Origin of the sequence: Pseudomonas trivialis (assembly GCF_001439805.1) — a bacterium.
Lineage (GTDB): Bacteria > Pseudomonadota > Gammaproteobacteria > Pseudomonadales > Pseudomonadaceae > Aquipseudomonas > Aquipseudomonas trivialis.
The window spans coordinates 148,665-171,598 of the sequence record NZ_JYLK01000013.1 but is presented as its reverse complement, the minus strand read 5'-3'; the positions used below and the strand labels follow the sequence as shown (position 1 = coordinate 171,598).

19 protein-coding genes and 1 pseudogene are annotated in these 22,934 nt (G+C 62.4%); 10 read left to right on the top strand and 10 right to left on the bottom strand.

Annotation, left to right across the window (positions count from 1 at the left end; all coding sequences use genetic code 11):
* Positions 1–31: 31 nt before the first annotated feature.
* Both TU79_RS18660 and TU79_RS18655 read right to left on the bottom strand, forming a co-directional pair.
* Entirely contained in the window at positions 32–943 is a 912-nt protein-coding gene (locus TU79_RS18660) for an AraC family transcriptional regulator (RefSeq protein WP_057009370.1), read from the bottom strand.
* A 71-nt stretch (positions 944–1,014) separates the two neighbouring features.
* Complete coding sequence (locus tag TU79_RS18655) at positions 1,015–2,304, bottom strand: glycosyltransferase (RefSeq protein WP_057009385.1); 1,290 nt, start codon at positions 2,302–2,304, stop codon at positions 1,015–1,017.
* A gap of 158 nt (positions 2,305–2,462) precedes the next feature.
* Here TU79_RS18655 and tpx point away from each other — a divergent pair, with 158 nt between their 5' ends.
* From tpx to TU79_RS18630, 5 genes are all read left to right on the top strand, one after another.
* A complete protein-coding gene (gene tpx, locus TU79_RS18650; protein ID WP_057009369.1) occupies positions 2,463–2,963 on the top strand; it encodes a thiol peroxidase in 501 nt (166 codons plus the stop codon).
* A 235-nt stretch (positions 2,964–3,198) separates the two neighbouring features.
* Positions 3,199–4,497 (top strand): MdtA/MuxA family multidrug efflux RND transporter periplasmic adaptor subunit, encoded by a 1,299-nt coding sequence (locus TU79_RS18645; RefSeq protein WP_057009368.1) that lies wholly within the window; start codon positions 3,199–3,201, stop codon positions 4,495–4,497.
* Entirely contained in the window at positions 4,494–7,595 is a 3,102-nt protein-coding gene (locus tag TU79_RS18640; RefSeq protein WP_057009367.1) for an MdtB/MuxB family multidrug efflux RND transporter permease subunit, read from the top strand. The genes TU79_RS18645 and TU79_RS18640 overlap by 4 nt, the downstream gene beginning before the upstream one ends.
* Positions 7,592–10,699: an efflux RND transporter permease subunit gene (locus TU79_RS18635; protein WP_057009366.1), complete on the top strand. Its 3,108-nt coding sequence runs from the start codon at positions 7,592–7,594 to the stop codon at positions 10,697–10,699. The genes TU79_RS18640 and TU79_RS18635 overlap by 4 nt, the downstream gene beginning before the upstream one ends.
* Complete coding sequence (locus TU79_RS18630; RefSeq protein ID WP_057009365.1) at positions 10,696–12,159, top strand: efflux transporter outer membrane subunit; 1,464 nt, start codon at positions 10,696–10,698, stop codon at positions 12,157–12,159. The genes TU79_RS18635 and TU79_RS18630 overlap by 4 nt, the downstream gene beginning before the upstream one ends.
* Before the next feature lie 224 nt (positions 12,160–12,383).
* Here TU79_RS18630 and TU79_RS18625 read toward each other — a convergent pair whose 3' ends face one another.
* The 3 genes from TU79_RS18625 to TU79_RS18615 form a co-directional block, all read right to left on the bottom strand.
* Positions 12,384–12,773 carry a hypothetical protein gene (locus TU79_RS18625; protein WP_057009364.1) on the bottom strand — a complete coding sequence of 130 codons (390 nt, stop codon included), beginning with the start codon at positions 12,771–12,773 and terminating at the stop codon, positions 12,384–12,386.
* Between the two features lie 31 nt (positions 12,774–12,804).
* Positions 12,805–14,061 (bottom strand): 3-phosphoshikimate 1-carboxyvinyltransferase, encoded by a 1,257-nt coding sequence (locus tag TU79_RS18620; protein ID WP_057009363.1) that lies wholly within the window; start codon positions 14,059–14,061, stop codon positions 12,805–12,807.
* Between the two features lie 90 nt (positions 14,062–14,151).
* On the bottom strand, positions 14,152–14,706 hold the full coding sequence (locus TU79_RS18615) for a UPF0149 family protein (RefSeq protein ID WP_057009362.1): 555 nt from the start codon (positions 14,704–14,706) through the stop codon (positions 14,152–14,154).
* Between the two features lie 204 nt (positions 14,707–14,910).
* Between TU79_RS18615 and TU79_RS18610 the strand changes: the two genes are divergently transcribed.
* Positions 14,911–15,723, top strand: coding sequence for a crotonase/enoyl-CoA hydratase family protein (locus TU79_RS18610; RefSeq protein ID WP_057009361.1), 813 nt, complete (start codon positions 14,911–14,913; stop codon positions 15,721–15,723).
* Positions 15,724–15,728: 5 nt separating this feature from the next.
* Complete coding sequence (nudC, locus tag TU79_RS18605; RefSeq protein WP_057009360.1) at positions 15,729–16,562, top strand: NAD(+) diphosphatase; 834 nt, start codon at positions 15,729–15,731, stop codon at positions 16,560–16,562.
* Here nudC and TU79_RS18600 read toward each other — a convergent pair.
* A complete protein-coding gene (locus TU79_RS18600; RefSeq protein ID WP_057009359.1) occupies positions 16,530–17,309 on the bottom strand; it encodes a TSUP family transporter in 780 nt (259 codons plus the stop codon). The two genes, nudC and TU79_RS18600, sit on opposite strands and share 33 nt — an antisense overlap.
* Positions 17,310–17,456: 147 nt before the next feature.
* Here TU79_RS18600 and TU79_RS18595 point away from each other — a divergent pair, with 147 nt between their 5' ends.
* Both TU79_RS18595 and TU79_RS18590 read left to right on the top strand, forming a co-directional pair.
* Positions 17,457–18,119 carry an isochorismatase family protein gene (locus TU79_RS18595; protein ID WP_057009358.1) on the top strand — a complete coding sequence of 221 codons (663 nt, stop codon included), beginning with the start codon at positions 17,457–17,459 and terminating at the stop codon, positions 18,117–18,119.
* Positions 18,120–18,355: 236 nt separating this feature from the next.
* Positions 18,356–18,841 (top strand): hypothetical protein, encoded by a 486-nt coding sequence (locus TU79_RS18590; protein ID WP_057009357.1) that lies wholly within the window; start codon positions 18,356–18,358, stop codon positions 18,839–18,841.
* Between the two features lie 98 nt (positions 18,842–18,939).
* On the opposite strand, the gene TU79_RS27010 is transcribed toward TU79_RS18590, so the two are convergent.
* Both TU79_RS27010 and TU79_RS27005 read right to left on the bottom strand, forming a co-directional pair.
* Positions 18,940–19,653: a methyl-accepting chemotaxis protein gene (locus tag TU79_RS27010; protein ID WP_414896200.1), complete on the bottom strand. Its 714-nt coding sequence runs from the start codon at positions 19,651–19,653 to the stop codon at positions 18,940–18,942.
* A gap of 426 nt (positions 19,654–20,079) precedes the next feature.
* Positions 20,080–20,562 (bottom strand): annotated as a pseudogene (locus TU79_RS27005) (MCP four helix bundle domain-containing protein); the annotation flags it as partial.
* A 218-nt stretch (positions 20,563–20,780) separates the two neighbouring features.
* Between TU79_RS27005 and TU79_RS18580 the strand changes: the two are divergent.
* A complete protein-coding gene (locus TU79_RS18580) occupies positions 20,781–22,136 on the top strand; it encodes an MATE family efflux transporter (protein ID WP_057009355.1) in 1,356 nt (451 codons plus the stop codon).
* 37 nt (positions 22,137–22,173) lie between these two features.
* Here TU79_RS18580 and TU79_RS18575 read toward each other — a convergent pair whose 3' ends face one another.
* Together TU79_RS18575 and TU79_RS18570 are read right to left on the bottom strand one after the other, a co-directional pair.
* The gene (locus tag TU79_RS18575) at positions 22,174–22,539 is read right to left on the bottom strand and encodes a type II toxin-antitoxin system HicB family antitoxin (protein WP_057009354.1); all 366 of its coding nucleotides are present in this window, start codon (positions 22,537–22,539) and stop codon (positions 22,174–22,176) included.
* Positions 22,536–22,787 (bottom strand): type II toxin-antitoxin system HicA family toxin, encoded by a 252-nt coding sequence (locus TU79_RS18570; RefSeq protein ID WP_015372254.1) that lies wholly within the window; start codon positions 22,785–22,787, stop codon positions 22,536–22,538. The genes TU79_RS18575 and TU79_RS18570 overlap by 4 nt, the downstream gene beginning before the upstream one ends.
* Between the last annotated feature and the right edge of the window lie 147 nt (positions 22,788–22,934).

The window sequence follows — 22,934 nt, the reverse complement described above, 5'->3', positions numbered from 1 at the left end:
TTTGATCGTGCCTGCACGGAGGTGGGTACGATCAATGGCAGGCGAGGTTCTGCTCGGTCAACCGCTGCACCGCCAACCGCCTATAGTGAGACGGCGTCATGCCCTTGAGCTGCTGAAAACGCCGGTTGAAGTTGGAAATGTTATTGAACCCCGACTCGAAACACACATCCGTCACCGCCTTGTCGCCGTCGGCCAGCAACTCGCATGACTTGCTGATACGCAAACGGTTGACGAACTCGACAAAGGTACGACCGGTCGCCTGCTTGAACACCCGCGAGAAATACGTGGGTTTCATCCCCAGGTAGTCCGCAACTTCCTCCAGCGGCAATTCGCGCGCGTAGTGGGCAAAGATGTAGTCCACCGCGCGGTTGGTGCGGTCGACGCTGTGTTCGTCGGCCAGTTGGGGCGTGGTCACGCCCGACAGCAACTGATAATCCTCACACGCGCTCAACACCTCCATCAGGATGAAGAAATGCCCCAGGCGCGCCATGCCCTGGTCGTTCTCGATGCATTGCATCAAGCGCATGGCCTGGGCGATGGTCTTTTTGCAACGAAATTCGATGCCGTAGTGCGCGCGCTCCAGCAAGGGGGCCAGGGTCTTGAGTTCGGTGAATATCTGGCTGCCACCCTCAAGCAGGTCGTCGGTGAAATTCACCAGCATGTCGCGCTTGGGCACCACTTCGTCTTCCCCCACCTGGCTGATCCAGTTGTGGGGCAGGTTGGGTCCGGTGAGGAACAGGCTTTCCGGGTAGAAGTTGCCGATATAGTCGCCGATAAACACCTTGCCCGAGCTGGCAATGATCAGGTGCAGTTCGTATTCCTTGTGGAAATGCCAGCGCACCAGCGGGCAGGGGAAACCGTGCTGGCGATAGATGATGGACAGACCGTTGTGATCGTCCATCAGCTCGTAGGAAGGGTCGTTGATGCGCGTTGCTCGGGTCATGGTGCCGTCGCTTTTTTATGGTCGCTGCCCAGGATAATGCCTCCTCGCGCCCGACCTCGCCAGCGCCGACTTTATACCGTGCGGTTTTTTGCCTCGATCCACTGGGACATGTACTGCGTGCTCTTGTGGGCATGGTGACGCAGCATGCTGCCGGTGAAGTTGTTCCGGCGGTGGCTGGCGAGGTGGATGCGGCAGTTTTCCAGGCATTGCACCAGGGCTGGGCCGAGGATGCGCTGGTCATAGCGTCGGGCGAGCAACTGGCGACCCTGTTCCTGGGCCTGGGTCCAGCGCTCACGGTCCTGATAAAGGGCGACGGCGGCGGCGGCGAGCGCCTGGGCTCCGTGTTCGATCATGCCGGGCCAGGGCTGTTCATCGCCCATGGCTTCGGCACCGATGGGGGTGGTGACGTTGGGCGTGCCGCACAGCATGGCGTCGGCCAGTTTGCCCTTGATGCCCGCGCCGAAGCGCAGCGGCGCCAGGCAGATGCGCGCGGCGCTCATCACCTGCAAGGCATCTTCAGCCCAGTTCATCACATGAAAACCCTGCGCCGGGTTGTGCAGGGCGGTGGCCTTGGGCGGGGTGTAAGCGCCGTAGACATGCAACTGGGCGCCAGGCAGTTGCTGGCGGATCAACGGCCACAGGCTGTTCTTCATCCACAGCACCGCATCCCAGTTGGGCGCGTGGCGAAAGTTGCCGATGCTGAGAAAGTGCGCGCGGTCTTCAAAGGGCGCGAACGCGGCGGTGGGCGGCTGCATCATCAGCGGGCACCAGTGGAGCAGGGCGGCGGGCACGTTGAATTGTTCGGTGAGCAGGCGGATTTCCAGGTCGGAGATCATCAGGCTGATATCGCAGCGGTAAATGGCGGCGATTTCGCGTTTGGCGAGGTCCGTGTCGGCCATGCGTTGGAACTCGTCCCCCAAATCAGGGGCAAACAGCGCAGCGAAGTCATCGCTGTCAGGGTGGGTCTTCACATGGTCCTTGAAGCGCTGGTGACGTGCATCCCGCAGGCTTTGCAGGTCGGAGGTCTCCAGCACGCGCAGGGCGTCGGGGCAGCACTTCTCCACGCGCCAGCCGAATTGCTCTTCCATCATGAAACGGTCGAACAGCACGATATCCGGGGCCAGTTCGCGGATAAAGTCATCGAAACTGCTGTTATTGAGTTCGATGGCGCATTCGGCGATGCCCAGCGTCGACAGGTCGGCCTTATGCTCGCCGAGTGCGGCCGGGCTGCTAAAGGTAATGTCCCAACCTTGCGTGAGAAACGTCTCAAGAATCTGCATCATATGCCCGCCCGCCGCCGAGGAACGAGGCTCCGGCCAGACGTAACCAATAACCAGAACTTGGGTGGAGGGCTGATTTATCAAGGGCGGGTTCCTGAAAAGGGGTGGGCAAAAAGCGTGCAATTAAACCACAACCCGGTGTGATGACAATTTGCCTGCGGGGTAGGTAGCGGCGGCACTTTGTGGTTAACTTCGGCCTCTCGAATTTGTTTCATCAAACCCGCATAAGGATTTCGTTCATGGCTCAAGTCACTCTCAAAGGTAACCCGGTCCAGGTTGAAGGCGAACTGCCACAAGCCGGTTCCCAGGCGCCCGACTTCACCCTGACCGCCGGCGACCTGTCGGATGCCACCCTGGCTTCCTTCGCCGGCAAGCGCAAAGTGTTGAATATCTTCCCAAGCGTCGATACCCCGACCTGCGCCACCTCGGTGCGCAAGTTCAATGCCCAGGCCAACGACCTGAGCAACACCGTGGTGCTGTGCATTTCCTCCGACCTGCCGTTCGCCCAGGCGCGTTTCTGCGGTTCCGAAGGCCTGGAAAACGTGAAAAGCCTGTCGGATTTCCGCAGCGCTGCCTTCTCCCAGGACTACGGTGTCGATATCACCGACGGCCCACTGCGCAGCCTGACCGCTCGTGCCGTGGTGGTACTGGATGAAAACGACAAAGTGTTGCACAGCGAACTGGTTGCGGAAATTGGCCAGGAGCCAAACTACGAAGCCGCCCTGGCTGTTTTGAAGTAAGTAACTGTTTCGGCACATTACTGCACCTCGCAGTAACACATCGGATACATGTTTGCGGTCTGGCCTCGTCCAGGCCGTTTTTATTTGAGCGTCAGCAGCTTAGCGAACTAGCGAATGGACTAAGCTGCAGCCGTTAAAACGTGTAAGCCCAAGGTAAATAGCCGGTAAAGGCGCTTTTCTTAAGCCGCCCCAGTGCTTATCTTTCAGCCTCCCAAAGAAGAAGCTCTCGCGCCCAATGGTTGATCACTCCATGCAATCCTCCCCACGCAACTCCCGCCGCTGGCTGTTCGGTCTGCTTGTGCTGCTGGTCATCGCTGGCCTGTGCTGGAAATTCTGGCCCGCCAATAGCGCCCACAAGGACGCAGCGGCCGGGCACACCGGCAAAACCGGCATGGCGCGCCCGGGCTTCGGCGGGTCCACCGGGCCGGTGCCGGTGCGTGTGGCGCCGGCGGTGCTGGGGGAGTTCCCGGTGTACTACAAGGCGTTGGGTACGGTCACCGCGCTCAACACCATCAATGTGCGCAGCCGGGTCGGTGGGGAGCTGGTCAAGATCGCCTTTGAAGAGGGGCAGATGGTCAAGGCCGGCGACCTGTTGGCGGAAATTGACCCGCGCAGCTACCAGAATGCGTTGCTGCAGGCTCAGGGCACACTGCTGCAGAACCAGGCGCAGTTGAAAAACGCCCAGGTTGACGTGCAGCGCTATCGCGACCTGTATAAACAGGACAGCATCGCCAAACAGACCCTGGACACCGCCGAAGCGCTGGTCCTGCAATACCAGGGCACGGTCAAGACCAATCAGGGCGCGGTGGATGATGCAAAGCTCAACCTCGAATTCACCAAAATCCGCGCACCAATTGCCGGGCGTGTCGGTCTGCGCCAGCTCGACGTCGGCAACCTCGTTGCGGCCAACGACACCACCGCCCTGGCGGTGATCACCCAGACCCAGCCGATCAGTGTGGCCTTCACCCTGCCGGAAAATACCCTGGATACCGTGCTGACCCGCTACCACGCAGGCAACAAGCTGCCGGTGGAGGCCTGGGACCGTGGCGACATGAAGAAACAGGCGGTTGGCGTACTGCAAAGCCTGGACAACCAGATCGACGTCACCACCGGTACCCTGAAATTCAAGGCGCGCTTCGATAACAGGGATCAGGCACTGTTTCCCAACCAGTTCGTCAACGTGCACCTGCTGGCCGACACCCTGCGCGACGTGGTGTTGGCGCCGTCCGCCGCGATCCAGTTCGGCAACAACGGGACCTTCGTCTACGTGCTCGATGGCGACAAAAAGGTCAAGGTCCAGCCGCTGGTGGTCGGCGATACCGACGGCGACAACACGGTGATCAAAGAGGGCCTGAAAGCCGGCGACCGCGTGGTCATGGAAGGCACCGACCGGCTCAAGGATGGCAGCGAAATCGAAGTGGTCAACGACAGCGCCGAAGTGCCCACCACCCCCACCGAACACCTGCAAGGCAAACCGGCGGCCAAAACCGAGAGCGGCGTTAACGCCGGCAAGGCGCAAAAGGTCGGTTCATGAACCTGTCGCGGCTGTTTATTCTTCGCCCGGTCGCCACCACGCTGAGCATGCTGGCCATCGTCCTGGCCGGCATCATCGCGTACCGGCTGCTGCCGGTATCGGCCTTGCCCCAGGTGGATTACCCGACGATCCGGGTGATGACCCTGTACCCCGGCGCCAGCCCCGACGTGATGACCAGCGCGGTCACCGCACCGCTTGAGCGCCAGTTCGGGCAAATGCCCGGCCTTACGCAGATGGCGTCCACCAGCTCCGGCGGCGCCTCGGTGCTGACCCTGCGCTTCAACCTCGATATCAACATGGATGTCGCCGAGCAACAGGTGCAGGCCGCGATCAACGCCGCCACCAACCTGTTGCCCAAGGACCTGCCGGCGCCGCCGGTGTACAACAAGGTCAACCCGGCGGACACTCCCGTGCTGACCTTGGCGATCACCTCCAGGACCATGCTGCTGCCCAAGCTCAACGACCTGGTCGACACCCGCATGGCGCAAAAGATTGCGCAGATCAGCGGCGTCGGCATGGTCAGCATCGCTGGCGGCCAGCGCCAGGCCGTGCGCATCAAGGTCAACCCCGAGGCCCTGGCGGCCAACGGCCTGAACCTGTCGGATGTGCGCACCCTGATCGCCGCGTCCAACGTCAACCAGCCCAAGGGCAACTTCGACGGCCCCACGCGGGTGTCGATGCTCGACGCCAACGATCAACTGGTCTCGCCCCAGCAATACGCCGAGTTGATCCTCGCCTACAACAATGGCGCGCCGTTGCGCCTCAAGGATGTGGCACAGATCGTCGACGGCGCCGAAAACGAACGCCTTGCCGCCTGGGCCAATGAAAACCAGGCCGTGCTGCTCAATATCCAGCGCCAACCGGGCGCCAACGTAATCGAGGTGGTCGACCGCATCAAGGCGCTGCTGCCGAGCATTACCGACAACCTGCCGGCCGGCCTGGATGTGGCGGTGCTCACCGACCGCACCCAGACCATCCGCGCGTCCGTCACCGACGTGCAACATGAATTGCTGATTGCCATCGCTCTGGTGGTGATGGTCACGTTCCTGTTTCTGCGCAGGGTCAGTGCGACCATAATTCCGTCGATTGCCGTGCCGCTGTCGCTGATCGGCACCTTTGGCGTGATGTACCTGGCCGGGTTCTCCATCAACAACCTGACGCTGATGGCCCTGACCATCGCCACCGGCTTCGTCGTGGACGACGCTATCGTGATGCTGGAAAACATCGCGCGCTATATCGAGGAAGGGGAGACGCCCATGGCGGCGGCGCTCAAGGGCGCGCGGCAGATCGGCTTCACCCTGATTTCCCTGACCCTGTCGCTGATCGCCGTGTTGATTCCGCTGCTGTTCATGGCGGACGTGGTGGGGCGGCTGTTTCGCGAGTTCGCCATCACCCTGGCGGTGGCAATCCTGATTTCCCTGGTGGTCTCGCTCACTCTCACGCCAATGATGTGCGCACGCTTGCTCAAGCGCGAGCCCGAGGAGGCGGAGCAAAGCCGTTTCTACAAGGCCAGCGGCGCCTGGATCGACTGGCTGATCAACGGTTACGCGCGCATGCTGCAATGGGTGCTCAGGCACCAGCCGCTGACCCTGCTGGTGGCCATCGCGACTCTGGGCCTCACCGTGGTGCTGTACCTGGTGGTGCCCAAGGGCTTTTTCCCGGTGCAGGACACCGGGGTGATCCAGGGTGTCTCAGAGGCGCCGCAGTCGATTTCGTTTGCCGCCATGAGCCAGCGCCAACAGGAACTGGCCAAAATCATCCTGGCCGACCCCTCTGTGGAAAGCCTGTCGTCCTATATCGGGGTGGACGGTGACAACGCCACGCTCAACAGTGGCCGTTTGCTGATCAACCTCAAGCCCCACGCCGTACGTGACCTGAGTGCGACCGAGGTGATCGCGCGCCTGCAACCACAGATCGACACGCTGGTGGGCATTCGCCTGTTCATGCAGCCCGTGCAGGACCTGACCATCGAAGATCGCGTCAGCCGCACCCAATACCAGTTCAGCATGTCGTCCCCGGACGCCGAGCTGCTGGCGCTGTGGAGCGGCAAGCTGGTGCAGGCGCTCAGCCAGTTGCCGGAGTTGACCGACGTCGCCAGCGACCTGCAGGACAAGGGCCTGCAGGTGTATCTGGTGATCGACCGCGATGCGGCCTCGCGCCTGGGTGTCAGCGTGTCGACCATTACCGACGCACTGTATGACGCCTTCGGCCAGCGGCAGATCTCGACCATCTACACCCAGGCCAGTCAGTACCGTGTGGTGTTGCAGGCCCAGTCCGGCGAAACCCTTGGGCCGGAGGCGCTGAACCAGATCCACGTGAAAACCACCGATGGCGGCCAGGTGCGGCTGTCGAGCCTGGCCCGTGTGGAACAGCGCCAGGCGCAGTTGGCGATTGCGCACATCGGCCAGTTCCCGGCGGTGATGATGTCGTTCAACCTGGCGCCTGGCGTCGCGTTGGGCAAAGGCGTGGAGCTGATCAACCAGACGCAGAAGGACATCGGCATGCCGGTGGGCGTGCAGACCCGGTTCCAGGGCGCGGCCCAGGCGTTCGAGGCATCGCTGTCGAGCACCCTGCTGCTGATCCTGGCGGCGGTGGTCACCATGTACATCGTGCTTGGCGTGTTGTACGAGAGCTATATCCACCCGATCACCATTCTCTCGACCCTGCCTTCGGCAGCAGTGGGGGCGCTGCTCGCCTTGCTGCTCAGCGGCAATGACCTGGGCATGATCGCGATCATCGGCATCATTTTGCTGATCGGTATCGTGAAGAAGAACGCGATCATGATGATCGACTTCGCCCTCGACGCCGAACGCAACCAGGGCCTTGACCCGCAGACGGCGATTTATCAGGCGGCGCTGTTGCGTTTCCGGCCGATCCTGATGACCACCCTGGCCGCGCTGTTCGGTGCGGTGCCGCTGATGCTCGCCAGCGGTTCCGGCGCCGAGTTGCGCCAGCCCCTGGGCCTGGTGATGGTCGGCGGCCTGCTGGTGAGCCAGGTGTTGACGCTGTTCACCACGCCGGTGATCTACCTGTACTTCGATCGTCTGGGACGGCGTTGGCGCAAAGAGCCGCAACGCCTGGAGCCGGTTGAGCCATGAACCTGTCCGGACCTTTCATTCGCCGGCCGGTCGCCACGCTGCTGCTGAGCCTGGCGATCATGTTGCTGGGCGGTGTCAGCTTCAACCTGCTGCCGGTGTCGCCCTTGCCGCAGATCGACTTCCCGGTGATCGTGGTGTCGGCCAGCCTGCCCGGAGCCAGCCCCGAAGTGATGGCGTCCACCGTGGCCACGCCGCTGGAGCGCTCCTTCGGCTCGATTGCCGGCATCACCACCATGAGCAGTTCGTCCAGTCAGGGGTCCACCCGGGTGATCCTGGCGTTCGACGCCGACCGCGATATCAACGGCGCGGCAAGGGAAGTGCAGGCTGCCATCAATGCGTCGCGCAACCTGCTGCCCAGCGGCATGCGCAGCATGCCCACCTACAAGAAGATCAACCCGTCCCAGGCGCCGGTCATGGTGCTGTCGCTGACCTCGGACGTGTTGCAGAAGGGCCAGCTTTACGATCTGGCCTCGACCATCCTCTCGCAAAGCCTGTCTCAGGTGCCCGGTGTGGGCGAAGTGCAGATCGGCGGCAGTTCGCTGCCGGCGGTGCGCATCGAACTGCAACCCAAGGCCCTCGACCAGTACGGCGTGGCCCTGGACGATGTGCGCAACACCATTGCCAATGCCAACCAGCGCCGGCCCAAGGGCTCGCTGGAAGACAGCCAGCGCAACTGGCAGATCCAGGCCAACGACCAGCTGGAAAAAGCCAAGGACTACGAGCCGCTGCTGATTCGCTACCAGAATGGCGCGGCCCTGCGCCTGTCGGACGTGGCGAAGATCACCGATGGCGTCGAAGACCGCTACAACAGTGGCTTCTTCAACAACGATTCGGCGGTGCTGCTGGTGATCAACCGCCAGTCCGGCGCCAACATCATCGAGACGGTCAGGCAGATCAAGGCGCAGTTGCCGGCGTTGCAGGCGGTGTTGCCGTCCAGCGTCAAGCTCAGCCTGGCCATGGATCGCTCGCCGGTGATTACCGCCACCCTGCATGAAGCCGAGATGACCCTGCTGATCGCGGTAGGCCTGGTGATTCTGGTGGTGTACCTGTTTCTCGGCAATTTCCGCGCGTCGCTGATCCCGACCCTGGCGGTGCCGGTGTCGCTGGTGGGCACCTTTGCAGTGATGTACCTGTACGGGTTCTCGCTGAACAATTTTTCGCTGATGGCGTTGATCCTCGCCACCGGCCTGGTGGTGGACGATGCCATCGTGGTGCTGGAGAACATCTCCCGGCATATCGACGAAGGGGTACCGCCGATGAAGGCGGCGTACCTGGGCGCCGAGGAAGTGGGCTTTACCCTGCTGTCGATGAACGTGTCGCTGGTGGCGGTGTTCCTTTCCATCCTGTTCATGGGCGGCATCGTCACCAGCCTGTTTCGTGAGTTTTCGATCACCCTGTCGGCGGCGATCATTGTGTCGCTGATCGTCTCGCTGACCCTGACCCCGATGCTCTGCGCACGCTGGCTCAAACCCCAGGTCAAGGGCCGCATGACCGGGCTGCAGCGCTGGAGCCAGAAGGTCAACGACCGCATGGTGGCCGGTTACGCCAGCAGCCTGGACTGGGTGCTGCGCCATCGGCGTCTTACCCTGCTCAGCCTGCTGCTGACCATCGGCGTAAACGTCGCGCTGTACGTGGTGGTGCCCAAGACCTTCATGCCCCAGCAGGACACCGGCCAGTTGATCGGCTTCGTGCGCGGTGATGACGGCCTGTCGTTCAGCGTGATGCAGCCGAAGATGGAGACCTTCCGCAAGGCGGTGCTCAACGACCCGGCGGTGCTCAGCGTGGCCGGCTTTATCGGCGGCAACAACGGCACCAACAACGCGGTGATGCTGGTGCGCCTCAAGCCGATTGCCGAGCGCAAGGTGTCCGCCCAGGCGGTGATCGAGCGCCTGCGCAAGGACGTGCCGCTGGTGCCGGGCGGACGCCTGTTCCTGATGGCCGACCAGGACCTGCAATTTGGCGGCGGTCGCGACCAGACCAGCGCGCAATATTCCTACATCCTGCAAAGTGGCGATCTTGCCGCGTTGCGCCTGTGGTACCCGAAAGTGGTTGCCGCCATGCGGGCGTTGCCCGAGCTGACCGCCATCGATGCCCGTGAGGGCCGGGGGGCTGCGCAGGTCACGCTGATTGTCGACCGTGATCAGGCCAAACGCCTGGGCATCGACATGGACATGGTCACGGCGGTGCTCAACAACGCCTACAGCCAGCGGCAGATTTCCACCATCTATGACAGCCTCAACCAGTATCAGGTGGTGATGGAGGTCAACCCCAAATATGCCCAGGACCCGATCACCCTCAACCAGATGCAGGTGATCACCGCCGATGGCGCACGGGTGCCGTTGTCGACCATTGCCCATTACGAAAACAGCCTGGCCAATGATCGGGTCAGCCACGAAGGCCAGTTCGCGTCGGAAAACATCGCCTTTGACATGGCCCCCGGGGTCACGGTGGAGCAGGGTACGGCTGCGATTGAGCGGGCGATTGCCAAGGTCGGCTTGCCCGAGGACGTGATCGCCAAGATGGCCGGCACCGCCGATGCCTTTGCCGCCACGCAGAAGGGGCAGCCGTTCATGATCCTCGGCGCGCTGGTGGCGGTGTACCTGGTGCTGGGCATTCTGTATGAGAGCTACATTCACCCGCTGACGATTCTCTCGACGCTGCCATCGGCCGGGGTCGGCGCCATGCTTGCCATCTATCTCACAGGAGGCGAGTTCAGCCTGATCTCCCTGCTCGGGTTGTTCCTGCTGATCGGCGTGGTGAAGAAGAACGCGATTTTGATGATCGACCTGGCGTTGCAGCTGGAGCGCAACGACGGCCTGGGTCCGCTGGAGTCGATTCGCAGCGCCTGCCTGCTGCGGCTGCGGCCGATTCTGATGACCACCCTGGCGGCCATCCTCGGTGCCTTGCCCTTGTTGCTGGGCACTGGCGACGGTGCGGAAATGCGCCACCCGCTGGGCCTGACCATCATCGGCGGCCTGGTATTCAGCCAGGTCCTGACCCTTTACACCACCCCGGTGGTCTACCTCTATCTCGACCGCGCACGCCACCGTTTCAACGCCTGGCGTGGCGTGCGCACCGATGCTGCCCTGGACTCTGCGCTATGACCGATTCAACGTTTGCCCAATGCGCCATGTTCCGTGGGGCTCGCGTGGCGAGCCTTTTGCTGTGTGGCCTGTTGCTCAGCGCGTGTGCCATTGGCCCCGATTACAAACGCCCGGAGGTGATCGAGCCGGCCCAGTTCAAGGAAGCCCAGGGCTGGCGCCAGGCCACGCCAAGCGACGCCCTGGCCCGTGGCGCCTGGTGGGAGTTGTACGGCGACCGCCAGTTGAATGACCTGGTGCTGCGCCTCAACACCTCCAACCAGACCGTGGCCCAGGCTGAAGCACGTTTCCGTCAGGCCCAGTCGCTGGTGCGCAGCGCCCGTGGCGCGTTTTACCCCAGCGTCGACCTGAGTGTCGGCAAGACCCGCGCGAGCCAGGGCACCGGCAGCAGCAGCGCAAGTCTGAGCAGTTCCAGCAGCGGTATCCGCGACACCCTGAACGCGCAGTTGGGCGTGAGCTGGGAGGCAGACGTGTGGGGCAAGCTGCGCCGTGGCCTGGAAGCCAACGAAGCCAGCGCCGAAGCCAGCGCCGCGGACCTTGCCGCGATGCGCCTGAGCCAACAATCGGAGCTGGTGCAGAGCTACCTGCAAGTGCGCGTGATGGATGAACAGACGCGCCTGCTGCAAGCCACGCTGGATACCTATCAGCGCTCGTTGCAGATGACCGAAAACCAATACCGCGCCGGCATTTCCGGCAAGGACGCGGTCGCCCAGGCACAAACCCAACTCAAAACCACCCAGGCCAGCTTGATCGACCTGATCTGGCAGCGCGCGCAACTGGAAAACGCCATCGCCGTGCTGATCGGCGAGGCCCCGGCCAACTTCAACCTGGCAGTGAGCAAGGACATTCCAGCGTTGCCGCAAATCCCCGTGAGCCTGCCCTCGCAACTGCTCGAACGCCGCCCGGACATCGCCTCGGCCGAACGCTCGGTGATCGCCGCCAACGCCAATATCGGCGTGGCCAAGGCCGCCTACTACCCGGACTTGAGCCTGAGTCTGGCGGGCGGGTATACCAGCAGTACCTATGCCGACTGGATCAGCCTGCCGAACCGCTTCTGGTCGGTGGGGCCCAAGCTTGCGATGACCCTGTTCGACGGCGGGCAGCGTTCGGCCGAGGTTGATCGCACCGTGGCGTCCTACGACGAGACCGTGGCCAAGTATCGCCAGACGGTGCTGGATGGTTTCCGTGAAGTGGAAAACTACATGGTGCAGCTCAAGGTGCTGGAAGACGAGGCGGTGGTCAGCAACGAAGCGCTGGACGCCGCGCGTGAGTCGCTGCGGTTGACGCAGAATCAATACAAGGCGGGGTTGATTGCGTATCTGGATGTGGTGACGGTGCAGGCGACCGCGCTGAGTAATGAGCGGACGGTGTTGACGTTGCTGCAAACACGGTTGGTGGCGAGCGTTCAGTTGATCGCGGCGCTGGGTGGGGGGTGGGACGGGGTGACTTTTCCCAAGGAGTGATGGGGTACATACCCGTCACGGCGCATCGCCGGCAGACCCGCTCTTATCAAAAAATAACGTGTTGATTTTGCAGACAAAAATTCAAGAATCCACATTCTTGTGGCGAGCGGATGCAGGGGGAGAACCTGCTTTTAATCTGCTTCGGCTCTTTTTTACAGTAACCCGCCAAAAGGGCGGAACCCTAAGTTGGCCGTTACCGCAGCAATGGATATACACCTACCTCCTTACCCCTGGCCAAACAGGTCATAAGCATCGAGCAACCGATAAGCAATTTCCGGCCGTTTCTCCAATCCCCGCCGAATCGCCGCCGGAATTGCCTGCCGCGTCTTGCGGCACATCCCCGGCAGCTCATCGATGACAATCTGAATCCCCCGCATGCTCCTGACCTCGGTATGCCCCGGCGCGACGTGCACCCGAATCCCGAGCAGCTCATACATCCGCTGCTGCATGTGCTCCAGGTCCTGCAAACTCTTGAGATCTTCCAGCCGGGCAAGGAGCTTTTTTTCTTCCTGGCGCGTCAGGCCAAGCACGCGCAGGTCGGCACCCGGTGCCTGCAGCAGTTCTTCACGTGCGCAAATACAGGCGCCGGGCGGGCAGGGTTGGCGAATCGTCATGTGCATCCCTCCCCATTGCGGCGACGCCGAGTCAGTAGGTCAGCGCAACGCCGAGGCTGCCCAGGGCCTTCCAGTAGTCAGGATAGGTCTTGGCCACGCAGTCCGGGTCCTGGATGCGAATGCCCGCGACCTTCAGCCCCGCCAGCGCGAAGCACATGGCGATGCGGTGGTCGGCGTGGGTGTCGATCAGCGCATTGCAGGACGTACCGGCCAGTGCCGGATCGGCGGCTACCAGCAAGTCGTCGCCCTCGATGGTCGCCAGGCCCGGGCGGATTTCGTTGAGGCCGTCGTGCAGGGCCTGCACGCGGTCACATTCCTTCACGCGCAGGTTGGCCAACTCGGTGAAGCGCACCGGGGTGTTGTTGAAAGCGGCCAATACCGCGAGGGTCGGGATCGCGTCCTGCATCTGCGAACCCACCACGGTGGCCGGCATGTTCGGGAACTGCGCGATCACCGCCTGGGCCTTGGCGTCCGGCTGGGTGAAATCCTGCGGAGCCACGCCAATATCGATATGGCCGCCGGTCAACACTTCGGCCGCCCACAGGTAGGTGGCGGCGGACGCATCCGGCTCGATCAGGTAGTCGTGGGCGTGATAGCCGGTGGCGGCGACGCGCCAGGTGGTGTCATCGACCGCCTCCACCTGCGCGCCGAATGCGCGCATGCAGTCCAGGGTCAGGTCCACGTAACCACGGGCGCCGATGTCCTTGCCGGTCAGTGCCACTTCAATCGGTGCTTCGCCGCACGCCGCCAGCATCAGCAGGGCCGAGACATACTGGCTGGACAAACCGCCGTCGATCTCGAAGCGCTTGGCCCGCACCTTGCCCGCACCGTGTACGGTCACGGGCGGGCAGCCGGTGGGGCTGTCGACCTGGATGCCGTTCTGGCCGAGGGCGGTCAGCAGCGGGCCGATCGGACGTTTTTGCATGTAGGCGTCGCCGTCCAGCACGACGCTGCCTTGCACGGTGGCCACGGCGGCGGTGAGAAAGCGCATCGCCGTGCCGGCATTGCCGAGAAATAAGGGGTGTGCCGACCGTTGCAGCCTGCCGGACCCGGTGACCACAAAGGTGGTGTCATCCGGCTCGTCGATGGTCACGCCCATCGCGCGCAAGGCCACCGACATATGCCGGGTGTCATCGCTTTTCAGCGCGCCGGTCAGGCGACTGGTGCCGTTGGCCAGGGCGGCCAGCAACAGGGCGCGGTTGGTGATGGATTTGGAGCCGGGGGGCGCTACCTTGCCGTTCAGGGGGGAATTGGGTGGGGTAACGGTCACGGTTTTCTGCGAACTCAAGGTGCAAGGCTCCTGATCAAGGCAAGGTGGCACGGAGTGGCTGACGGGCGGACTCGAATAATCGGCCAAAGCAGCGGTGCTTGTCGAGGCTTAGCGCAAGGCCAGCCAGTAATCATGCAGGGCTCGCGCGGCCGGTTCGATCTCGCTGACGCGCTGCTGGTGCGCCCGTACATCAAGGTCGGCCGGCAGCTCGAAGTTGTCCTGCTCGGCGCACAGGGCGATTTTTTCCAGGTGTGCGGCCTGCTCGGGCGGCAGGTCAGGCCAGGTGGCGATGGCCGCGCCACGGATATAGCCAAAGCACCACTCTTCGGCAAGGGTCAGGGTGTGGCCCTGATGCTCGGTGTCATCGAAACGGGCCTTGAACCCTTGGGCGTTGTTAGCCAGTTGGCCTGCGAGGGTATTCATGTGGCGTACGCACAGTTCGAGGAAACGCTGGGCCTCATCCGCGCTTTCCCAGGCCGGATTGTGCCCGCCCCAGATGGCCGGAAACCACTCGCCGACGTCAACCCGGGCCGGGCTCGACACCAGCGCGGTGAAGTAACCGTCGAGTTCGGCCAGGTTGAGTACCGAATGGTCGTCGCCGTATTTGAGCAGGGTTTCGTCGATGAAGTCGAAATCGATCAGGGCGAGGGGTTGGCTGTGCATGGGCATGTCCTTTGAGCGTGAAACGCCGCGCGCGGGCGGCTTAAAGCGCGAAGGATGGCGGGTGCGCGGGGTTTTATCCAGCGTTTTCCAGGCACACCCGTGCCCATGGCGCCGATAAGTGCGAGTCCGCCTTTTGGCCGATGCGCCCTTGCGCAGGCTTGTTATAGTCTGGCCCTTATCAATCGTCAGTCAGGGATCACTGCCATGTCCGAATACCAAGCCTTCGTTGTCGAGCTCAGCGGCAACGTTGCCCATGTGCAGATCAACCGTCCGGAAAAGATCAACGCGATGAACGCGGCGTTCTGGCGTGAAATTGTCGAGATATTCCAATGGGTTGAAGACACCGACGCCGTGCGCGCCGTGGTGCTCAGCGGTGCCGGCAAGCATTTCTCGTCGGGTATCGACTTGATGCTGCTGGCCCAGGTGGCCAATGACCTGGGCAAGGATGTGGGCCGCAACGCGCGCCTGCTGCGGCGCAAGATCCTCGAGCTGCAAGCCTCGTTCAACGCGGTCGACAACTGCCGCAAGCCGGTGCTGGCGGCGATCCAGGGCTACTGCATCGGCGGCGCCATCGACCTGATCAGTGCCTGCGACATGCGTTATGCCGCCGAGGATGCGCAGTTCTCCATCAAGGAAGTCGACATTGGCATGGCCGCCGATGTCGGCACCCTGCAACGCCTGCCGCGCATTGTCGGTGACGGCATGCTGCGCGAACTGGCCTACACCGGCCGTCAGTTCGGCGCCGAAGAAGCGCGCAGCATCGGCCTGGTGAACCGTGTGTATTCCGATCACGCCAGCCTGCTGGCCGGAGTCCTGGAGATTGCCCGCGAAATCGCCGCCAAATCGCCGATTGCCGTCACCGGCACCAAGGCCATGATCAGCTACATGCGTGATCACAGCATCAATGACGGTCTGGAATACGTTGCCACCTGGAACGCGGCTATGTTGCAATCCAACGATTTGCGCGTGGCCATCGCGGCTCACATGAGTAAACAGAAACCCGACTTTGTGGATTGACTGACATGACCCCAGGCTGGATTACCACCACGCTGCTGGACAACGACACCCCCGGCGGCTGGGCCGTCGCACGCAGCCGCGAGGGCTTTTTGCAGGATGCCAATGGCCCGCTGTTTCCGCGTGACTGGCTCAAGCGCCAGGCGCTGTCGGTGTTCGCCGAGCACGGTATCGGCCACCTCGACGGGGAACCGGTGTATCTGCTGGAGCTCGACAGCGCCGCGCAGGTGCCGGGCTGCAGTTGGCAGGGCCTGCGCGGCTTCATGCTGCAGGGCGATCACACCCTGTACAAGGTGCTGGGTTATGCGGCCCAAATTGGCACCTGGGCGCGTGAGCACCGTTTCTGCGGCAGTTGCGGCCAGGCCATGGTCCAGCTGCCGCGCGAGCGCGCAATGTTCTGCCAGCCCTGCGACCTGCGCAGCTACCCGCGCATTTCGCCGAGCATGATCGTGCTGGTGACCCGCGGCGACGAAATACTGTTGGCGCGTTCACCACGCTTTGTCACGGGGGTGTACAGCACGTTGGCGGGGTTTGCCGAGCCGGGGGAGTCGGCCGAGGAGTGCCTGATTCGCGAGGTGCGTGAAGAAGTACAGTTGGAGGTGAAGAACATTCAGTACAGGGGCAGCCAATGCTGGCCGTTTCCGCACTCGATGATGCTGGGCTTCCATGCCGAATACGCCGGCGGCGAGATCGTGCCCCAGGCCGACGAGATAGAGGACGCGCAGTGGTTCAATATTCACGCGTTGCCACCGTTGCCGGCATCGCGCTCGATCGCGCGCTATCTGATCGACCTGTACCTGGCCCGTCGCCTAGGCCACGCTGAACCAGTGCTGCCAGGCTAGTCGCACGGTCAGGCCGAGCACCACGGTGATGAACACCGGGCGAATGAACCTGGCGCCGCCGCTGATTGCGCTGCGTGCGCCAAAGAAGGCCCCGCACATCACCGACAGGCCCATGGCCAGGCCCACGATCCAGTCCACCGACCCATTGATGATGAACACCGTCAGCGCCGCCGCGTTGCTGACGAAGTTCATGCTGCGCGCCACGCCGCTGGCTTTCACCAGGTCGATGGGATGCAGCAGCATCGTGCTCACGGTCCAGAACGCGCCGGTGCCGGGCCCGGCCACGCCGTCGTAAAAGCCCAGGCCGAAGCCCTGGGTGGCTTGCCATTTCTTCCTGATCGGTGCCTCGGCGTCCAGCGGCGCCTTGGGCGTGCCGCCGAACAGCAGGTACACACCGCAGGCGAAGACGATTACCGGGAGCATCTTGTTCAGGGTTTCGGCAGGCAGGTAGTGGGCGACCACGGCGCCGGTCAGTGCACCGATCAAGGTGCCGACAATGGCGTGCACCCACTGGCGCGGATGGAACAGCTTGCGCCGGTAGAAGGTGAAACTGGCGGTGGCCGAGCCGAAGGTCGAGCTCAGCTTGTTGGTGCCCAGCACCAGGTGCGGCGGCATGCCGGCCGTGAGCAGGGCAGGGGTTGTGAGCAAGCCGCCACCGCCGGCGATGGCGTCGATAAAGCCGGCGATAAAGGCAACCACGGCGAGGATGGCCAGGGTGGTGAGGTCTACGCTGAGTTCGAAGGGCATGGGCAGTCGACTTGGGTTGGCGGGCACAACGGGCAGGCTGTGCCAAACGGCGCTATCTTACCTGACCGGCAGGCGTTCAATCGGCAAAACTGTGATCAAAGAAACAGACCCTCTGTAATCTTATTGCCTGGCCACGGGAGAACCGCCATGCCCCTCGCAAAAATCGCCATCGCCTCATTCGACGTCGATGCCCAGAAAAGCTTCACGCCGCTGTGCCCCGAGGAATTGCCGGTGGCCGGTGGTGACCAGATCGGCGCCGAGCTTAACTATATGGCGAGCCTCGCCGGTCATCGTATTGGCAGCAAGGACGTGCACACCCCCCATGCACCCTGGGTGGTGTCCCGGCACAGCGACATGCTGCAGCCCACTGGCCTGGCGCACGCCGATGTCACCTGGGTCAACCACTGTGTGCCTGGCACCGAGGGCTTCACCCTGCTGGATGAATTGCCCGCGCCCTATGACTACGATTACTTCGTCTGGAAAGGCGTCGAGCCCGAGCTGCACCCCTATGGCGCCTGTTACCACGACCTGCACGACAAGCTCTCCACGGGCGTCATCGAGTACCTCAAGACCCGTGGCGTGCTGCGAGTGATCGTCGGCGGCCTGGCCCTGGACTATTGCGTCAAGACCACCGCCCTGCAACTGCTCAAGGCGGGTCTGGCGGTGGTGCTGCACCTGCCGGCCTGTCGCGCCATCACGCCGGAGGGCGGCCTTGATGCCGTCAATCAGTTGCTCACGGCAGGCGCCGTCATCACCCGGACCCGCGAAGAACTGACCGCGACGCTCGCACTTTCCGATTTATACGATTGATCAGGCGGCCAAAAGAACGATAACGGGAAGTGCCCTCCGGCAAAAAGGAACTTTTCCTACATGCTTGTGTAGAACTGATTCTTTACCCTCTGTGCTCTTGGTTAGTCTAGGAGTAAAGGAGTGACGTTCAGCGTATTCAGGGAAGGTTTTCCCAGCAGCCACTGCTCGTCCGCGAGCGTGCTGTACAGCCGTGCTGCAATCATGTTGGCCGGTGTGGCAACGGCTTTGCCAAGCACATGAATGATTCGACGGCCAGCGTTCTCATTCGCTACTTTCCTGTGTTCGTGAGCACGCTGTTCATGGCTGTCCTTTCCGGCGCCTCGGCGATCGTGCTTAACGAAGCGGCTTATCTACGCAAGCTCGATCCGGTCCTCAAGGCGGAAGTGTCCAGGTGGTCCCTGCTCTTGTTGACGGCTGCCGTGGTGCTTCTCAATGTCTTGATTGCACGCGGGCACAACTGGGCGGCGGGCTGGCTGGCGGGCTATTTTGCTGTTTGCCTGATGTCGATCCTGCCGACACTGGACGACTGCACCCACCGCCTGGCGTTCTCTTCGGGTGTCGTGTTTTCACTGCTGGGATTGCTTCTGCTCAATACGGACTGGCATCGAGAGATGCGCCATGCATGCCGCGAAATGCGCGCTCAACGAGCGCTCGCCAGAGCCATGTACAAAAGGTTTTCAGACAACCTCAAGGCCAAAACCCGCAGGGCCAGGCAGCAGTAGCTCCCATTGCTCCCCCGTCCTGCGTGTCGCTCAATTGACCGGCCTGCCCGCGACTGCCTCGCCCGAGTCGCCTGCCGACCGTCGCAGACCTGTGGCGGTTAACGGACCGCCACGTTGAAGAACGCTACCTTGGTGCTCAACCGGTCCGCCAGCTCCGCCAGTTCCTGATTGGCGTTTTCCACCACTTCGGAGCCAGCGGCCGATTGCACGGTGGAGCTGTGGATACGCGTGACGTTCTGCGCAACTTCTTCGGCGGCGGCGCTCTGCTGCACCGAGGCGCTGGCGATCTGCGCATTCATGGTGTTGATCGCGCCGACTTCCTGGCTGATCTTGCCCAATGACACTTGCGAATCGCGGGTCTGGCCGACGGTTGCCTGGGCCAGGGCGCGGCTGCGTTGCATGATATCGGCGGCGTCCTGGGTGCCATTTTGCAGTTTACCGATCATGTCGCGGATCTCCTGGGTGGACTCCTGGGTGCGTGTCGCGAGCGAGCGCACTTCGTCGGCGACCACCGCAAAGCCTCGGCCATGCTCCCCGGCGCGTGCGGCTTCAATCGCGGCGTTCAGGGCGAGCAGGTTGGTCTGCGCGGCAATCGAGTTGATCACCTCAATCACTGTTTCGATGCTTTCGCTGTCGCTGGACACCTGAGTGACGCGGGTGGTGGCCTGTTCGAGAATTTCCGCCAGTTCTTCAATCGCCACGCTCACTTCGCCCACCAGGCGATGGCCGCTGTTGACTTCGGCATCGGCCAGCAGGGTGGCCTCGGCGGCTGCCGAGGCGTAGCCCGACACTTCATTGACCGATGCGGCCATTTGCGTAATGGCGGCGGCCACATGCTGGGCTTCGCTGGTTTGCAGCCTGATCTGCTGGCGGTTTTCGCCGGCCGCGGACAACAGGGTCACCGATGAGTCACGCAAGGCCTGGGCCGATGCGCGCACTTCGGTGATGGTGTCGCCCAGGCGAATCAGCGCGTTTTTGAGAATGCCCATGACGCTGTCGGGGTGACGGGTGTCGATGCTCTGGTTCAAGTCACCCTGGGCCAGGCGACGGATTGCCTCGGCCACTTCTTCCGGCTCCGCGCCCAGGGTAGCCTTGACCTTGCGGATGATCAGCAACGACACCAGCACGCTCAGGACAATCGCCACGGCGCTGGCCAGCAGCATCAATACCGCGAAGTTGCTCGCCGCGCTCTGCACCGAGTCAAGCTGGTGCCGGATCCGCGCTTCTTCAAAATCGATCAACGCGTTGACGCGTTTGAGCCACTCGGAATAAAGGTCAGAACTTTGGGCCAGCAATAATGCCTGTGCGCCGGCGATGTCGTTATTGCGGCGCAGGTTGATGACGCGCTCCGAGGACGCAAGCGTCTGTGTCTCGATGGCCTTGATATCGCTCAGCAGCCGGGCTTCCTCGGCGCTGGCGCCGCCGTTGCCGAACAGGCGGTCAAGCGGCACGGCGGCGTCCTCGTAGTCGTGCTTGAGCTGGTCGATCTCGGCCAGGTGCCGGGCGAGCGCGCGCTCATCCGTGACCAGCACCGCATCGCGAATGGCGATCGCGCGGTTATGCACGCTGCCCCGGAAATTGATGGCGTAGCGTTGGGCCACGGCGGCTTTTTCGGCGACGTCCTTGAGCGTGCTGTCGATAAAGCCCACGCGCTGGATACCCACGGCGGTGATCAGCACCAGCAATGACAGGGTGGAAGCAAAGCCCAGGCCGATACGCATCGCCAGCGAGACAGGTTTTTTCATGTGAGGCTCGATTCCAGAGGGAGAGGGGTGATGGCTAATAGCTATCCCAGGCGTGAAATCTACTCATCCGCAGCGGGCGCGTCCAATCAGTAATTCGCTTACCTCTCATTGAGCAAATCGATCAAGCGTGGGAGCAATGGATCCACATACGGTATAACCTTCGGATGCGTTAGTTCTTCGAGGCACCTTTTTTCATGCAAAACCTTGTGCAACGCCCGCTGTGGCAAACCTACCTGTTCTTTCTCGCACCGATGGTGCTGTCCAACTTCCTGCAAAGCTTTTCCGGCACGCTCAACGGCATTTATGTCGGGCAGATGCTCGGCACCCAGGCGCTGGCGGCGGTGTCGGGGATGTTTCCCATCGTGTTCTTCTTCATTGCCCTGGTGATTGGTCTGGGGGCGGGCGCTTCGGTATTGATCGGCCAGGCGTGGGGTGCGGGCGAGACGGGCATGGTCAAGGTCATTACCGGTGCCACGCTGACTCTCGGCGCGCTGGTGGGTGTCATCGCGGCCGTGTTGGGCAGCCTGTTTGCACGACCGGCACTGCAGGCGCTGGGCACACCGCTGGACGTGCTCGACGACGCGGTGGGTTACGCGCAGGTCATGATGTTGATCATGCCGCTGCTGCTGGTATTCATCCTTTATACCCAGTTGCTGCGCGGAGTCAGCGATACGGTGTCGCCATTGCTGGCACTGATGGTCTCGACCCTGACGGGGCTGCTGCTGACCCCTGCGTTGATTCGCGGCTGGATCGGCCTGCCGCCCATGGGCATCCAGAGCGCGGTATATGCGGGGCTGGTGGGCAACACGCTGGCGATGCTGTTTTTGATCCTGCGTCTGCGCCATAAAAAGCACGTGATGGCGCCAGATCGCCAACTGCTCGCGGCGTTGCGCCTGGACCGGGCAATCCTCGGCAAGGTGCTGCGCATCGGCCTGCCGACCGGGCTGCAGATGGTGGTGCTGTCGTTGTCGGAGCTGGTGATTCTGGCCCTGGTCAACGGTCACGGTTCCCAGGCCACGGCGGCCTATGGCGCGGTGACGCAGATCGTCAACTATGTGCAATTCCCGGCATTGTCGATTGCCATCACCGCCTCGATCCTTGGCGCTCAGGCGATTGGCGCGGGGCGCGTGGAGCGCATCGGCCCGATCCTGCGCGCCGGGCTGTTGATCAACACCTGCCTGACCGGCGGCTTGATCGTGCTGGGTTATGGCCTGTCACACTGGTTGCTGGGGCTGTTCATCACCGACGACACCGCACGGGTCAATGCCGAACACCTGTTGCACATCATGCTGTGGAGCATCCTCGTGTTCGGCTTCCAGGCGGTGATCGGCGGCATCATGCGCGCCAGCGGCGTGGTGCTGATGCCGGTGGTGATCTCGATTGTCTGTGTGTTGTTTGTCGAGCTGCCGGTGGCGTACCTGCTCAATGCGCACTTCGGCCTCGAAGGCGTGTGGATGGCGTTTCCGGTGACCTACCTGACGATGCTGGCCCTGCAGATCGCCTACTACCGCCTGGTGTGGCGCCACAAGCAGATCAAGCGTTTGATCTGACAGGGGGGCCGCCAGCGCCGGCTGGCGGCCAGGCCGGTCAACCAATAGCCGGGCAGGGCGCCTTGCCGTGCTGTTGCAGAAATTCGTTCAACGCCTGCCGGGTCAGGTCGTTGAGCGTGACGTTCTTGCGGGTGGCTTCAAGGGCTGCCGCCAGATGCAGGTCATGCCCGACCCGCACATTGAACGACCCCTTGCAGGGTTTTTCCGGTGTTTGCCCAAGCGCCTGGCAGGTGGCGAGGTAATCGTCCACCGCCTCCTGGAACGCCGCGTCCAGCTCGGCGACTGTCTTGCCTTCGTAGCTCACCAGCGCCTTGATGAACAGGACTTTGCCGAACAGGCAGTTGTCTTCGAGGCTGGCTTCGATAGAGCCGATGTAGCCGTTGTGTTTCAGTTGGTTGTTCACTGAATCAGGTCTCCTGATTTCAATTGTTCGATGATCTGGCGCCGAATGTAATGCTTCAGTTCGTTGCCGGGGTGAGGCTTGTGCAAGGTGATCATTGCCGTCGGGTCGCCGATGTCGAACTTGACGCGACTTCCAGCCCCTTCCAGTTGTGTGTAACCGAGACGACGCAATAGCGTGACGAGCTCGGGCCAGGTAAAGGCCATGTGCTCGTTGAGCAGTTTGGCCAGCAGCTTTTCATTTTTGGACACGGCGATCCTTGCCTGTAACTAAATGTAGTTGCAAAAAGTGGTGTGCGTCAATGCTAGCTCGGGTTACTGCCACGTTCCCGGATTTGATGTAACCCCTCGTGACAGCTCGCTTCGCGCCTTTCCCCCCGCTAATTTTTCCCTTCGCGG